A 14,620-nucleotide genomic window follows, 5' to 3' on the forward strand; every position below is an offset into this window, starting at 1 on the left:
AGAAGCTAGAGAATCACATTGGTGCGATCTGGACGTTCATCCACGACTACAATCGCCGCGTCAGAGAGAAGTTGGCAGAACGGGAATCGCCTACGTTTTCCTCTGTCCTTTACTAAAGTGCACTACCTGAACGGAAACCCATTCTCGCCGCCAATTTTGAAAAACAGCAGCAGCGCCATCACGTCCACAATGGGCGCAAAAATCGCGTCTACCCCCGTGGCCGACCCTTCCTGGGCCAGGGCCGGAGGAACGATAATTAGCAGCAGCAGGGCCGTTAGCGCCAAAATTCCCCAGGGGCGGCGCTGGCCAATGGTCTGCCAAAAACCACCCGGGCGGGCTAGCGCAACGGGCGGCATGTTTTTGAGATAACTCATGGGCTTTTTGCGGTAGAGGTCTAAGGGGCCAGCGATCCACAGGGCGCGGAAGCATAGTAAATGTCGGGAGACAATGCACAGAGCATTTGACCTTCCCAGGTACAGATAACAAGTTTTTTGGGGCTTTACTGTTACTTCAGACACTCTCTGCCCCACCGCCAGCGGCCACAGTGGGGTCGACCGAACCTCTAAGTGCAGAAATCGCCGCTTGTGGAATTTGCCAACAGCGTCAAAAATTGCCTTTAAGTAACCACTAGCTGAACCACTACCGAACCGCCATGACGACGATTCTGGAACAGGGCAATATCTCGATCCATACCGAGAATATTTTTCCAATTATCAAAAAAGCGCTCTACTCGGAGCACGAGATTTTTCTGCGAGAGCTGATATCTAACGCCGTAGACGCGATCAAAAAACTCTCTATGGTGGCCCGCTCCGGCGAATACTCCGGCGACATTGGCAGCCCCGAAATCGAAGTCAAGTTTGACAAAGACCAGAAAACCCTCAGTATTTCTGACACCGGCATCGGCATGACCGCCGACGAGGTGAAGCAGTACATCAACCAAGTAGCCTTCTCCAGCGCCGAAGAATTCATCACCAAATACAAAGACAGCGCCGCCGCCGACCCAATCATCGGCCACTTTGGTCTGGGCTTTTACTCTTCGTTTATGGTGGCTAGCACCGTCGAGATCGACACCCTCTCCTACCGAGAAGGGGCTGAGGCCGTGCACTGGAGCTGCGATGGCTCGACCCAATTTGAACTGAGCGCCTCGGAGCGCACCACTGTCGGCACCACCATCACCCTGCACATGATGGAGGGCGAAGAAGAATACCTCGAACCGGCCCGCATTCGGCAGCTGATTAAAACCTACTGCGACTTCATGCCGGTGCCGATTAAAATCGACGGCGAGGTCGTCAACAAGCACGAAGCCCCCTGGAAGCAGTCGCCCAGCAGCCTCACCGACGACGACTACCTGGAGTTTTACCGCTACCTCTATCCCTTCCAGGAAGACCCGCTGCTGTGGATTCACCTCAACACCGACTACCCCTTCGTGGTCAACGGCATTCTCTACTTCCCTAAGCTCAAGCCCGACATCGACATCACTAAGAGCAGCATTAAGCTCTACTGCAACCAGGTCTTCGTCACCGACAACTGCGAAGAGGTGGTGCCCCGCTTTCTGCTGCCCCTGCGCGGCGTCATCGACAGCACCGACATTCCGCTGAACGTGAGCCGCAGCTTTTTGCAGGGCGATCGCACCGTGCGCCGCATCGCCGACTACATCGCCAAGAAAGTTGGCGACAGCCTCAAAGCCCTGTACCGCGACGACCCTGCCAAATACATCGCCAGTTGGCAAGACCTGGGCAACTTCGTCAAGTTTGGCTCCCTCAACGACGACAAGTTTAAGGAGCAGGTCAAAGACATCCTGATCTTCCGCACTACCGCTAAGCTGGGCGAAGCGGAAGAAGCTCCCAAAGTCGAAGTGCAAACCGACGAGGGCGACGCCTGGTCAGAAGTGGCTGACGCCGCCAAACCCGCCACCGACGCCAAGGGCAACTTCTACACCACTCTGCAAGAGTACCTGGAGCGCAACAAAGACAAGCACGAAAACCGCGTTTTCTACGCCACTGACGAGGTTTCCCAGGCCACCTATATCGAGCTGTTCAAGAGCCAGGGCCTAGAGCTGCTGTTCATGGATTCGTTCATCGATACCCACTTTATTCCGACCCTGGAGCGGGAATACTCCGATGTGAAATTTGTGCGGGTGGATGCGGATCTGGACGACACTCTGCTCGACAAAGAAAAGCAGAGCGAAATCGTAGACCCGGCCACCAACAAGACCCGCGACGATGAGGTCAAAGAGATGTTTGAGCAGGCGATCAACCGTCCCCGCGTCAACATTAAACCTCAGGCGCTGAAGGGCGAAGGGGCTCCCCCGGCGATGGTGCTGCTGCCCGAAGAAGCCCGCCGCATGCAGGAAACCATGGCGATGATTCAGCAGCAGGAGATGCAGTTCCCCGACGACCACGTGCTGATGGTGAATACGGCCCATCCGCTAATTCAAAACCTGCTGGGACTGAGCCAGAGCACAATCATCGGGGCCGACGGCGGCAGCTCCCCAGCGGGCGATCTGGCGACGATGATCTGCAACCAGGTTTACGACACGGCGCTGATGGCCCAAAAGGGCTTTGATGCCGATGGCATGAAGACTTTTGTGGAGCGATCGAACACACTGCTAACGAAGCTGACTGAGCGATAGAAAACTGCTTCTGTAGACAGACCCCTAGGTTCTTCAAGAACCTAGGGGCTTTTTAGGTTTTTCTTAATATAGTGAAAACGATCCGTGGCCAAGTATATAATTCGACGCTGATAGCATAAAAAAGCTTGATGCGGAGAAGATAAAAATATTCGATGGAGTGATCAAGCTAAAACTATCCAGTCCTAATATACACAGATACTCATGAACGAAAAAGATAATCAAGTCAGGGCAGAAAATAATCAAAATACTAGCATAAAAAATTGGCTAATTGGAGGAGGAGCAGTCGCTCTTCTTGGTGCCTTAGCAGCTGTTCTAACCCCACTTCCAGAATTGATTGAGTCTCTAAAGCCAGGTGAAAATGAGCCTCCTGTGGCAAAAGTTCACGTCATTCAACCAGAATCTGATAGTCACCTAAATGATAGCCTCAAGGCTCCTATCATAACCATTCCAGAGGGTGTTGAACTCCGCCTAGAATCCATTTCTTCTGATGCACAAGATGGCAGCGCATTGAAGCACATATAGTTGGTAAATGGCACAGAGGTTTCGAAAGGTAATTACTTTGCTATTACACTGCCCAGTCAAGGAGGCATCTATGCTGTCACTTTGAAGGTTATCGATAGGCGAAATACAGAAAGCACCGAATCCATAGGTGTAAAAGTAATTGACAATTCTCAGGAAGCTCCATCTTATCAATGGCTTGAGGCTACAGCAAGCAATGTCCCGTCAAATGCCTTCGTAGCTGCCGAAGAATTTACATCAGAGATCGAGGGGAATCGGCTTCTTTTCTTGTGTAGGGCGGAGATTTCTGGAAGAAAAGTTCCTGGCAAAGTAGTTAAAGGGCTCTGTAACATACCCAGCTATAAAGTAGAAGATGGAGAAATAAAAGAACCAGAAGAAAAACTGGCAAGAGACTATGAAATCCTAGTCTCTGAGCGCGAAATAAGCTGGGAAAGACCTAGTTCGAATTCTGAAAATGTTAACGGTCTACCAGAAGGAACTCTAATGTCAGACGATCGATTCTTAACAGTTATATGTCGCACCAATTATTCTCAGGAGGTTCCGGATAGTAAAGATCAAGAAACCGGCAGTGGAGATCATCCGGGAATATTAGAGCCTAGCCTAGGTTTATGCTTATTTCCATGGGGAGGAACTGTTAAAAGTAGCAGCAATTATGAAATTTTAATTGCCAAGTAGTAAATTGGATGAAACGGAGTGGAACCCGCCGCTGAACTTATTTCTGTTGAGTTTGAGGGTTGTGCCAGTTCACCCATGGTTGCTCATGTCTTCCAATGTCAAGGGTGGGGTTAAAAGAATAAACACCCTATATGGTCACCTGGCCTAACCCGCCGCTGCGCCTCTGTCATGCGATCGCTCATGGGTGCGATCACTCGAAAACTTTGAGATAAGCGCTATATCTTTGGTTATTCCCAGCTACAGCAAATTCCTCAACCTGTTTTCAAGATGAACGATCGCTCTTGGCAGAAGATTCACGGCATTGTAGAACGAGGGCATCAGGTAGCCTCCGGGTCTGCTCTAGATAGCCCGTATCCGGCTAGCACTATTGAAATGCAAACGCCTTTCTTTAGGGGTTTGGGCTTAGACCTGTCAGGCTATTTCCCAGGAACGCTCAATATTTCCATTAGCCCTAGCACCTTTCAGCTCACCAACCCTGAACTCACCTTTCGCCAGGTCGAGTGGACCGATCGCCATCCTCCCGAAGACTTTTCCTTCTCGCGCTGTCGAGTTTTGTTTCAAGCCTCAACCTATAACTGCTGGATCTACTACCCTCACCCAGAAACCAAAAAGCGCAACTTTCAAAACCCATCCATCATCGAAATAATTGCGCCACCAATACCAAATATCAAATACGGAGACAGGGTCGAGGTTGAGTACAATCCGTTAGAAGTCTCTGTAAATTAGCAACTTAAAGAGATGGGATGAGCGTATTCAAATGCGTTCTTTGGTCAATCTGCCAGAGCGCGATCGCCCATCAACCCTGTCAACCTACCACGCTATCCCTAGTTCTCAAACAGTCAACAGCAACGGTATTTTCGTGGGTAAAGCTTTCCTCACAGGAGCCGTTGACTCTACTAACTATGTATGCCATGATTTTCGCCATCGTAGTGCCCGTGACGATCAACCAATTCTTAACCTTTGGTTACTAGAATTCACAAAAGCCGGATTTTATAGACCGTCGCTCTATCGGTGAGTTCTGGACGAGATAGCTCAGAGGCCAGGCGATCGTAATTAAGTGCATACAGGTGAGGTTGCCCTATGGTTTACTTGCTGGCGCTGCTGATAGGCATCATCGCCGGTCTACGCACCATGACCGCGATCGCCGCTACAAGCTGGGCCGCCTACCTGGGCTACCTCAGCCTCGACGGTAGCTGGCTCGCCTTTCTCGGCTATCGCTTCAGCCCTTGGATCTTCTCAGCGCTGGCGCTGGGTGAATTTGTCACCGATCAACTTCCCTTTACGCCCAGCCGTAAGGTTCCGGCCCAGTTTGGCGCTCGCATTGTCAGCGGGGCCATCTCCGGGGCGGCGATCGCCCTACCTAGCGGCACGTGGATAGGCGGACTGATCGCGGGCGCGGTGGGTGCAGTGATTGGCACATTGGGCGGCGCGGCGGCACGATCGCGCCTCGCCACCGCCCTGGGTCGTGACCTACCGGCGGCGCTGATCGAAGATGCAATCGCCATCCTTGGCGCAGTATTAATTGTGGGGCTGCTGTAATGACTCAATCCTTTGATGCACTGATTATTGGTGCCGGTCAGGCAGGGCCACCGCTGGCCGGGCGGCTGACCGCAGCGGGCATGACCGTGGCGCTGATTGAGCGGCATCTAGTAGGCGGCACCTGCGTCAACACCGGCTGCACGCCGACCAAAACCTTGGTCGCCAGCGCCTACGCCGCCCACCTGGCTCGCCGCGCCGCCGACTACGGCGTGGTGCTCTCGGGTGCGATCGCGGTCGATATGGCCCAGGTCAAGGCGCGTACTAAGGCCGTGGTGGCAAACTCTCGTAGCGGCCTTGAGGACTGGCTTGGCAGCATGGAGCGTCTGACCCTGTTCCATGGCCAGGCACGCTTTGAAAGCGCCAATACCCTGCGGGTCGGTGACGAACTCCTGAGTGCGCCGCAGATTTTTATCAACGTGGGCGGTCGGGCGCGGGTGCCCGAGATGCCCGGTGTGCAAGAAATTGACTATCTGACCAACACCTCCATGCTGGCGCTCGACAGCCTGCCCCGGCATTTGGTGGTGGTGGGCGGTAGCTACATTGGACTAGAGTTTGCCCAGATCTACCGTCGCTTTGGGGCAGCGGTCACGGTGGTAGAAAAAGGCCCGCGCCTGGTTTCCCGCGAGGACGAGGATATATCCGCCGCGCTTCGAGCCATGCTCGAAGCCGAGGGGGTGCAGGTGCGCACCGGGGCCGAGTGTATTGCCTTTGCCCCCCACGCCGATGGGGCGTCGGTGCACCTCGACTGTGCCGACGGCGAGCCTGAGGTAATCGGCAGCCACGTGCTGCTAGCGGTGGGGCGTCAGCCCAACACCGACGATTTGGGTCTCGATCGCGCCGGTATCGCCACAGACAAGCACGGCTATATCACTGTTGACGATCAGCTCCGCACCAGCGTACCGGGCATCTGGGCCTTGGGCGACTGCAATGGCCGGGGCGCGTTTACCCACACTTCCTACAACGATTTTGAGATTGTTGCGGCCAATCTACTCGACGGGGCTGAGCGGCGGGTGAGCGATCGCATCCCCGCCTATGCCCTCTACACCGACCCTCCCCTGGGGCGCGTCGGCCTGACCGAGGCCCAGGCCCGCGCCACCGGACGCCCCCTGCTCATGGGCACCAGACCCATGAGCAAAGTAGGCCGCGCCATTGAGAAAGGCGAGACCCAGGGCTTGATCAAAATTGTGGCCGATGCCGAGACCCAGCGCATCCTTGGCGCAGCAATTTTGGGCGTTGGCGGCGATGAGGCCATTCACGGGCTAATCGACATCATGACCGCCGACCAGCCCTACACTACTCTGCAAAGGGCCGTGCCCATTCACCCCACGGTGTCTGAGCTGCTCCCCACCGTGGTGGGCGAAATGCAGCCGATCACCTAAGGGGATTACTGCTTCTAATAGGGCCACTGCCAGTTGACGATTTCATCCTGGTCTTTGCCCTCGGTGTGGGCATAGGTGAGGCACTCGATGATCTTGTTCTTCATCTTTTCCTTCACGTGGGCCGCCGCCGAACCCAGCTTGGGCACCCGATCGATCACGTCAATGACCAGGTTGAAGCGATCGATCTCGTTGTTAATCGCCAACTCTAGCGGGGTGTTGATGTTGCCCTGCTCCTTGTAGCCCCGCACGTGAATGCGGTCTTGGTTTGAGCGGCGATACACCAGCTTGTGAATCAGCCAGGGATAGCCGTGGAAGTTAAAGATAATCGGCTTGTCGGGGGTAAACAGCGAGTCGAAGTCGCGGTTGCTGAGCCCGTGGGGGTGCTCCCCAGACGAAATCAAGGTGAACAGGTCAACCACGTTGACAAACCGCACCTTCAGATGGGGAAACTCTTCCCGTAGAATGGCGGTCGCCGCCAGCGACTCTTTGGTGACAATGTCGCCGCAGCAGGCCATCACCACGTCGGGGGCATCGGGCTCGGTGCCGCAGTCGTCGTTGCTGGCCCAGTCCCAAATGCCCAGACCCTTGGTGCAGTGGATCACCGCCTGCTCCATGTCGAGGTACTGGAGATGGTTCTGCTTGTCGGAAACAATCACGTTGATGTAGTCCACGCTGCGGAAGCAGTGGTCGGCCACCGACAGCAGGCAGTTGGCGTCGGGCGGAAAGTAAACCCGCACCACGTCGGGGCTTTTGTTGGTCACCAGATCGACATAGCCGGGGTCTTGGTGGCTAAAGCCGTTGTGGTCTTGCCGCCACACCAGCGACGACAGCAAAATGTTCAGTGACGACACCGATCGCCGCCAGGGCACGTGGTTTTTGCAGATATCCAGCCACTTGGCGTGCTGGTTAAACATCGAGCTGACCACGTGGGCAAAGGCCTCGTAGCTGTGAAACAGGCCGTGGCGACCGGTGAGCAGATAGCCCTCCAGCCAGCCCTGGAGGGTGTGCTCGCTGAGCATTTCCATTACCCGGCCATCGCGGGAAAGCTCGCCGCCGTCGAGGTCTTCGGGCAAAAAGTCAGCCATCCAGGCTTTCTTAGAAACCTCGTACACCGGGTTGAGCCGGTTAGAGGCGGTTTCGTCTGGCCCCATGAGGCGAAAGTTGTTGGGGTTGTGGCGCATAATTTCGCGCATGAGAATGCCCAGGGCCTTGGTGTTCTCAAATTCCACGCTGCCGGGTTTGGGCACGGCGATCGCATATTCCCTGAAATCAGGCATCTTCAGCGCCTTGCGCAGCATGCCGCCGTTAGCGTTGGGGTTAGCGCTCATGCGGCGGGGGCCAACGGGGACCAGCTCCCGCAGTTCTGGAACCAGAGTGCCGTGCTCATCGAACAGTTCCTCAGGGCCGTAGCCGCGCATCCACTCGCCGAGCAGGCGCAGGTGTTCGGAGTTGCTGTGCATGCCGCCCATGGGCACCTGGTGGGCCCGCCAAAACCCCTCTACCTTATGGCCATCGACATCCTTCGGCCCCGTCCAGCCCTTGGGGCTGCGCAGCACAATCATCGGCCAACGGGGGCGATATACATTGCCGTTGACCCGCGCATCCCGCTGAATTTCTTTAATCTTAAGGACGCATTCTTCCATCACCGCCGCCATTTTTTGGTGCATCTCGGCGGGGTCGCTGCCCTCCACAAAGTAGGGGGTATAGCCATAGCCCACAAACAACGCTTCCAGCTCTTCGTGGGAAATGCGGGAGAGAATGCTGGGGTTGGCGATTTTGTAGCCGTTCAGGTTGAGAATCGGCAGCACCGCCCCATCGCGGGCCGGATTGATGAATTTGTTGGAGTGCCAGGAGGTGGCCAGTGGCCCGGTCTCGGCCTCACCATCCCCCGCCACGCAGGTGACGATGAGATCGGGGTTATCCAACACCGCCCCGTAGGCGTGGGAAATGCTGTAGCCCAGTTCGCCCCCTTCGTGGATCGAGCCAGGGGTTTCGGGGGTGACGTGGCTGCCGATGTGGCCGGGGAACGAAAACTGCTTAAAGAACCGCTGCATGCCGTCTTCATCCAGGGTCTTATCGGGGTAGATCTCCGAGTAGGTGCCCTCTAGGTAGACCGGCCCCAGCACCCCGGGTGCCCCATGGCCCGGCCCGGCCACAAAGATCATGTCGAGGTCGTATTTCTTAATCAGCCGGTTGCAGTGGATGTAGGTAAAGCTCAGGGCGGGGGAGGCCCCCCAGTGGCCTAGGAGCCGATATTTGACATGCTTAGACTCAAGGGGTTCTTTCAGCAGGGGGTTGCTGCGCAGGTAGATCATGCCTACGGCGAGGTAGTTACAGGCCCGCCAGTAGGCGTGCATTTTGCGCAACTCTTCGTCGGTGAGGGGTTTGGTTTGGGGAGGGGAAGCTACTACCATGGCGTTAATTCCAGCAAAAAGTGCTCGTTGTCCTTAAGGGAATCCAAAAAGAGCTTTCACTCGGGCGCATTTAGAGATGGGGAGACTACCGGCCAAAGATAGCAATCCCCAAACCGTTGCATATGCCCTTTTCACTCTTATTGAGCGATCCAGATAAATATCCATCCAGAGTTTTACCGCAACAGTCCTAACGGGCCGAGCTTGCATCCCTAAACAGAACGTTTATTTAGAGCGAGTGCTCTTTGGTTAATGTTCTAGAGCATTTTCTATTGTCTGGACAATACTCTTGCGAAATTAAGCTGAGATTATGGTTCCTAAAAAATGACTGCAAACCTTATTGAATAAGCGATTGAGGCGATTGAGCGATCGCAATTATCGTTTTGTTTCTATGCCTTTAGGAAACTATTCACTCCATAGAATCAAACCAATGGCCGATGCGATCGCCCATTTGGCAATCCCATCAAATAGCTTAAGCTAGCTGTTTTTGTGGGGATGGCTACAGCTATTTCTAGAGACCGTTAAACCTTAATTTTTAAGGCCGCAGATAGTACATCAGAGTCTGCACCAGGTCAGGAGCCAAGCCTAGGCGGCGCTGCAAATCAGCTAAATCTTGGTAGGGGCCACGGCGCGATCGCTCCTGCACCACAGCCTCAGCCACTGCGGGGGGCATCCCCGGCAGGCTGCACAGCTCATAGACCGTGGCCTGGTTGAGACCCACTCTAGGCAGAGTGCCGCAGTGCTCCTCGTAGTAGCAAAATGACAGCACCGGGGCTAGGGGAGTAAGCTGGGTCGGGGCCGCCCCCAGCGCCGCCGCCAGATCCTCCAGGCAGTGAAACTGTACTCCGGCCTGCCGCAGGCGCACCAGTCCCTGGGCTTGGCGAATCGACAGGCCCGGCAACCGCAGCCAATCATCAACCGTCGCCCGATTCACATCCAGCGTGAACCCTAGCTTGGCGGCTTGGGCAACCTCCTGATAAGACCCCAGCCGATAGCTCGGGTCTTGGCTCAAGCGAGCCGCCAGGGGATGTAACTGTGCCCTCAAAGCCTGCCAACGTTTTAGCACTGTCGTATCCCTAAGCTACTCGATCGAGCAGTTGGCGGCGCTTTTGCTCAAACTCCAGCTCCGAAATCAACCCATCCTGGCGCAGGGTATCTAACTCCCGCAGGGCTGTCCCCAGGGCGCTAACCTGGGCAGGGTCAAGACCCTCTTTAGCTCGACTGGGGGAAGTCTCCAGCGGGGCAAACGCGTCGCTGGGTTGAGCGAGCAGTAAAAATCCCTCAACGGCACAGGCAACCCGAGGAATCGGCGTCCAGCTCAGGAGCAAATAGAGGGTGCCCCAGACGGGCTGCCCCAGATAAAACTTATGGAATCCGGATACCGGGGCTAACACCCCTAGCCACGCTAGAATGACGGCTGTTCGACGGGAACGCTGTGCTAACATCATCGCCCTTCGCTGTTATGGGGAACCCGTAGAATCTAAAAGCTTTGAGCTAATCTTGTAAATTCAGTATAAGACGGGCGTAAAGAATCGACATCACCCGCTAGATTCTGATATGTCGTTCTCGCGAAATCCGTAACAATAGAAGAATCTTCTCTAGCTCTGCCCCTGAATGCCTCACGCTGCCTTCACCCCCGAATGGCTCAACCGCTATACCGATCCCTATGCGCTACTGGGTGTGTCAGTAGCGGCCGATGAGCGTCGCATTCTGAAGCGCTATCGAGTGGTGGCTAAACAACTGCATCCCGATGCTTTAGTCGAGGTGCCGGCAGAACTGCGCCTGTTGGCCGATCAGGTGCTGCCCAAGCTAGTCAACCCCGCCTACCAGCGCCTCAAGCAAGACAAGGGCCGCAATGAGGTGCTGGCAACCCTGCGCTTTAAGGTGCGACGCCTCAGCCGCGATCAGCAGATCCAGCCCACCAGTAAGCCTGGCAAATATTTGCTAGATGTGGCCGAGGCCGAAGTTGACGTGTTTTACGAGCAGGCGGTTGACCAGCTGTGCGGTCGCCAGTACGAGTCTTTAGCTGACTTTGAGACTTGTACCCAGCAGCTCAGCGAGATCAACCTGGTGTACCTGCGCCGCAAGATGGGTGCTCCAGTCATTCGCGAAAAGCGAACCGGGCTAGTGGCCGCCGCCACAATCTCCTCCGAGCCCCTGGCAGACCTACCCGCCAACGACGCCCGGGCGTCGTCGGGGCTAGCGTACGCTGAGCGCCATTTTGGCCGAGCCCAGGAATATCTCAAGGGTAAAAACATTCAGGCCGCTATTCAAGAACTCAAAGACGCCCTCAGAATTGATCCTCAAAACAGCAGTTACCACTGTCTGATGGGTCAAGCCTATCTGCTGCAAAAGCTGCCCGGTATGGCCAAGGTGCATTTTAAGCAGGCTCTGCGCCTCAACCCCAAGAACGCCGTAGCGCTCAAGTATGCCCGGCAGCTCAACCTGCCTCTGGATCAAACCCCGCCCCGCCCCGCAACTACCCCCTCTCAGAACAGAACTAACGATACTAACAGCACTAAGCGATCGCTGTTTGGCGGACTATTTTCTAAAGATCCCAGCCGCTAAGCTCTAGGCAATCCCTGGACAATCTTCGGGTTCAAAGGGTGATTGGCAACACAGCCTACAGCGCAGTGGTGCGACCAGTGTAATAAAATCGCAACGCTATCTATGATCTAGGTAGATAGATCCCCGTCGCGATCGGAGAGCCCAAGCCCTGTGAATAGTTTTGACGCCAAGACCCACCTCACCGTAGGCGATGCCACCTACACCATCTACAGCCTGCCCGCTGCGGCAGCGGCCCTAGGCGACATCAGCCGCCTGCCCTTCAGCCTCAAGGTGCTGCTCGAAAACCTGTTGCGCCACGAGGACGGGCGATCGGTTACCGCTACAGACGTGCAGGCCGTCGCCGACTGGCTCACAGACAAAACCTCCAGCCGCGAGATTGCCTACCGCCCGGCCCGCGTGCTGATGCAGGACTTCACCGGCGTACCCGCCGTGGTCGATCTGGCCGCCATGCGCGACGCCATGGTCAATCTAGGGGGCGACCCCGACAAAATCAATCCCCTCTCCCCGGTCGATCTGGTGATCGACCACTCGGTGATGGTCGATTCCTTCGGTAGTGCCGATGCCTTTGGCCAAAACGTCGAGAAAGAATTTCAGCGCAACTTTGAGCGCTACGCCTTTTTACGCTGGGGCCAGAGCGCCTTCGACAACTTCCGCGTCGTGCCCCCCGGCACCGGCATTTGCCATCAGGTCAACCTAGAGTATCTAGCCCAAGTGGTGTGGACGAAGGACGACAATGGCGAAACCGTTGCCTACCCCGATACCCTGGTGGGCACCGACAGCCACACCACGATGATCAACGGCCTCTCGGTGCTGGGCTGGGGCGTGGGCGGCATTGAGGCCGAGGCGGCTATGCTGGGTCAGCCGATTTCCATGCTGATCCCCGAGGTGGTGGGCTTTAAGCTCACCGGGTCGCTGCCCGAAGGGGCCACCGCCACCGACCTGGTGCTCACCGTAGTAGAAATGCTGCGGGCCAAGGGCGTGGTCGGCAAATTTGTCGAATTTTACGGCGATGGTCTCGACCACCTCACCCTGGCCGATCGCGCCACCATTGCCAATATGGCCCCCGAGTACGGGGCCACCTGCGGCTTCTTCCCCATCGATGGCGAAACCATCCGCTACCTGGAGTTCTCGGGTCGCGAGCCCGATCGCGTCGCCCTGGTCGAAGCCTACGCCAAAGCCCAGGGCCTCTGGCGCGATGCCACCGCCCCCGAGCCAGTCTTCACCGACTCCCTATCGCTGGATCTGGCGACAGTAGAACCTTCCCTAGCCGGGCCAAAGCGGCCCCAAGACCGCGTCACCCTGGCGGCGCTGGCCAACCAGTTCAAGACCTCTGACTTCCCCGGCTTTAGCGGCAAGCCCTACGCCGAAAAGCAGTCCGTCCCTGTGGCCGGTACCGACTACAGCCTCACCGATGGCGATGTGGTGATCGCCGCCATCACCAGCTGCACCAACACCTCTAACCCTTCGGTAATGATTGGTGCCGGGCTAGTGGCTCGCAAAGCCAGAGCGAAAGGCCTCACCGTCAAACCCTGGGTCAAAACCTCCCTCGCCCCCGGCAGTCAGGTGGTGAGCGACTACCTCGAAAAGGCCAACCTGCAAGAAGACCTGGATGCCCTGGGCTTTAACCTGGTGGGCTACGGCTGCACCACCTGTATTGGCAACTCTGGCCCCCTGCCTGCCCCCATCGCCAGCGCCATTGAGGAGCACGACCTGGTGGTGGGCGCAGTGCTGTCGGGCAACCGCAACTTTGAGGGGCGCGTGAGTCCTCACACCAAGGCCAACTATCTGGCCTCGCCGCCCTTGGTGGTGGCCTATGCGATCGCAGGCAACCTCGCCATCGACCTCAAAACTGACCCCGTTGGCCAAGACCCCGCAGGCCACCCCGTCTACCTCAAAGACATCTGGCCCACCAGTGCCGAAATCTTCGAGGTGATGACCGCAGCCCTCACCCCCGAGATGTTCCGCAGCCGCTACAGCAACGTGTTCACCGGCACCGCCGACTGGCAACAGATCGAGACACCCGAGAGCCAAACCTACACCTGGAACGGCGACAGCACCTACGTGCAAAACCCGCCCTACTTCGATGGCATGCCCTCTAGCGTCAATGGCCAAGCCTTTGCCGACATCATCGGCGCACGGCCCCTGGCCCTGCTGGGAGACAGCATCACCACCGACCACATCTCCCCCGCTGGGGCGATTAAAACCGATAGCCCGGCGGGCAGCTATCTGGTGGGCAACCACGTCACCGCCGCCGACTTCAACTCCTACGGGTCGCGCCGGGGCAACCACGAGGTGATGATGCGCGGCACCTTCGCCAACATTCGCCTCAAAAACGAAATGGTGCCTGGTTCCTCCGGCGGCGTGACCAAATACATGCCCGACGGCACCGATATGTCCATTTATGATGCCGCCATGAAGTACCAGGCCAGCGGCATCCCCCTAGTCGTCATCGCAGGTAAAGAGTACGGCACCGGTTCATCCCGTGACTGGGCTGCCAAGGGCACCCGCCTGCTGGGGGTCAAGGCCGTGGTCGCCGAGAGCTTCGAGCGCATCCACCGTTCTAATCTGGTGGGCATGGGGGTGCTGCCCTTGCAGTTTAAAGATGGGGTGCACCGGGGTGTGCTGCACCTCGACGGCAGCGAAACCTTTGACCTCACCGGGCTCAGCGGCGGCATTCAACCCGGTATGACCGTCAACCTGCTGATTCACCGAGACGACAAGGGCAGCACCACTGTGCCGCTGCTGTGCCGCATCGACACTCTAGATGAGGTGGAATACTTTCGCCACGGCGGCATTTTGCCCTACGTGCTGCGGCAGCTTCTGGCGGTTTAGGACGGCGCTGGAACTGTGGCGCTCGGTGGCCGTCAAGGGTAGGAATACTCAGGTGCTCCTAATCA

At 56.7% G+C, this 14,620-nt stretch carries 12 protein-coding genes; 8 read left to right on the top strand and 4 right to left on the bottom strand.

Going from position 1 to position 14,620, the window contains the following annotated elements:
• Positions 1 to 122 precede the first annotated feature (122 nt).
• Entirely contained in the window at positions 123 to 374 is a 252-nt protein-coding gene (locus VB780_RS03835; protein ID WP_323349818.1) for a hypothetical protein, read from the bottom strand.
• Between the two features lie 278 nt (positions 375 to 652).
• Here VB780_RS03835 and htpG point away from each other — a divergent pair, with 278 nt between their 5' ends.
• From htpG to VB780_RS03865, 6 genes are all read left to right on the top strand, one after another.
• The gene (htpG, locus tag VB780_RS03840; RefSeq protein WP_323349819.1) at positions 653 to 2,632 is read left to right on the top strand and encodes a molecular chaperone HtpG; all 1,980 of its coding nucleotides are present in this window, start codon (positions 653 to 655) and stop codon (positions 2,630 to 2,632) included.
• Positions 2,633 to 2,833: 201 nt separating this feature from the next.
• Positions 2,834 to 3,154, top strand: coding sequence for a hypothetical protein (locus tag VB780_RS03845; RefSeq protein WP_323349820.1), 321 nt, complete (start codon positions 2,834 to 2,836; stop codon positions 3,152 to 3,154).
• A gap of 81 nt (positions 3,155 to 3,235) precedes the next feature.
• Positions 3,236 to 3,826 (top strand): hypothetical protein, encoded by a 591-nt coding sequence (locus tag VB780_RS03850; protein WP_323349821.1) that lies wholly within the window; start codon positions 3,236 to 3,238, stop codon positions 3,824 to 3,826.
• A 267-nt stretch (positions 3,827 to 4,093) separates the two neighbouring features.
• The gene (locus VB780_RS03855; protein WP_323349822.1) at positions 4,094 to 4,552 is read left to right on the top strand and encodes a hypothetical protein; all 459 of its coding nucleotides are present in this window, start codon (positions 4,094 to 4,096) and stop codon (positions 4,550 to 4,552) included.
• Between the two features lie 354 nt (positions 4,553 to 4,906).
• On the top strand, positions 4,907 to 5,365 hold the full coding sequence (locus VB780_RS03860; protein WP_323349823.1) for a hypothetical protein: 459 nt from the start codon (positions 4,907 to 4,909) through the stop codon (positions 5,363 to 5,365).
• Entirely contained in the window at positions 5,365 to 6,744 is a 1,380-nt protein-coding gene (locus VB780_RS03865) for an FAD-containing oxidoreductase (RefSeq protein ID WP_323349824.1), read from the top strand. The genes VB780_RS03860 and VB780_RS03865 overlap by 1 nt, the downstream gene beginning before the upstream one ends.
• 14 nt (positions 6,745 to 6,758) lie before the next feature.
• On the opposite strand, the gene VB780_RS03870 is transcribed toward VB780_RS03865, so the two are convergent.
• The 3 genes from VB780_RS03870 to VB780_RS03880 all read right to left on the bottom strand — a co-directional run bounded on the left by VB780_RS03870 (position 6,759) and on the right by VB780_RS03880 (position 10,603).
• The gene (locus VB780_RS03870; protein WP_323349825.1) at positions 6,759 to 9,158 is read right to left on the bottom strand and encodes a phosphoketolase family protein; all 2,400 of its coding nucleotides are present in this window, start codon (positions 9,156 to 9,158) and stop codon (positions 6,759 to 6,761) included.
• Between the two features lie 532 nt (positions 9,159 to 9,690).
• On the bottom strand, positions 9,691 to 10,221 hold the full coding sequence (locus VB780_RS03875; protein WP_323349826.1) for a ComEA family DNA-binding protein: 531 nt from the start codon (positions 10,219 to 10,221) through the stop codon (positions 9,691 to 9,693).
• A gap of 10 nt (positions 10,222 to 10,231) precedes the next feature.
• Complete coding sequence (locus tag VB780_RS03880) at positions 10,232 to 10,603, bottom strand: NINE protein (protein WP_323349827.1); 372 nt, start codon at positions 10,601 to 10,603, stop codon at positions 10,232 to 10,234.
• A gap of 166 nt (positions 10,604 to 10,769) precedes the next feature.
• Here VB780_RS03880 and VB780_RS03885 point away from each other — a divergent pair, with 166 nt between their 5' ends.
• Together VB780_RS03885 and acnA are read left to right on the top strand one after the other, a co-directional pair.
• A complete protein-coding gene (locus tag VB780_RS03885; protein ID WP_323349828.1) occupies positions 10,770 to 11,723 on the top strand; it encodes a J domain-containing protein in 954 nt (317 codons plus the stop codon).
• 150 nt (positions 11,724 to 11,873) lie between these two features.
• Positions 11,874 to 14,555, top strand: coding sequence for an aconitate hydratase AcnA (acnA, locus tag VB780_RS03890; RefSeq protein WP_323349829.1), 2,682 nt, complete (start codon positions 11,874 to 11,876; stop codon positions 14,553 to 14,555).
• The last annotated feature ends 65 nt before the right edge of the window (positions 14,556 to 14,620 follow it).

The sequence above is a fragment of the Leptolyngbya sp. CCNP1308 genome (assembly GCF_034932455.1).
Lineage (GTDB): Bacteria > Cyanobacteriota > Cyanobacteriia > Phormidesmidales > Phormidesmidaceae > Nodosilinea.

Coding starts and splice junctions, on each gene's coding strand:
- htpG (WP_323349819.1), top strand. CDS start 653: ATGACGACGATTCTGGAACAGGGCAATATCTCGATCCATACCGAGAAT.
- VB780_RS03835 (WP_323349818.1), bottom strand. CDS start 374: ATGAGTTATCTCAAAAACATGCCGCCCGTTGCGCTAGCCCGCCCGGGT.
- VB780_RS03870 (WP_323349825.1), bottom strand. CDS start 9,158: ATGGTAGTAGCTTCCCCTCCCCAAACCAAACCCCTCACCGACGAAGAG.
- VB780_RS03865 (WP_323349824.1), top strand. CDS start 5,365: ATGACTCAATCCTTTGATGCACTGATTATTGGTGCCGGTCAGGCAGGG.
- VB780_RS03860 (WP_323349823.1), top strand. CDS start 4,907: ATGGTTTACTTGCTGGCGCTGCTGATAGGCATCATCGCCGGTCTACGC.
- VB780_RS03845 (WP_323349820.1), top strand. CDS start 2,834: ATGAACGAAAAAGATAATCAAGTCAGGGCAGAAAATAATCAAAATACT.
- VB780_RS03880 (WP_323349827.1), bottom strand. CDS start 10,603: ATGATGTTAGCACAGCGTTCCCGTCGAACAGCCGTCATTCTAGCGTGG.
- VB780_RS03885 (WP_323349828.1), top strand. CDS start 10,770: ATGCCTCACGCTGCCTTCACCCCCGAATGGCTCAACCGCTATACCGAT.
- VB780_RS03855 (WP_323349822.1), top strand. CDS start 4,094: ATGAACGATCGCTCTTGGCAGAAGATTCACGGCATTGTAGAACGAGGG.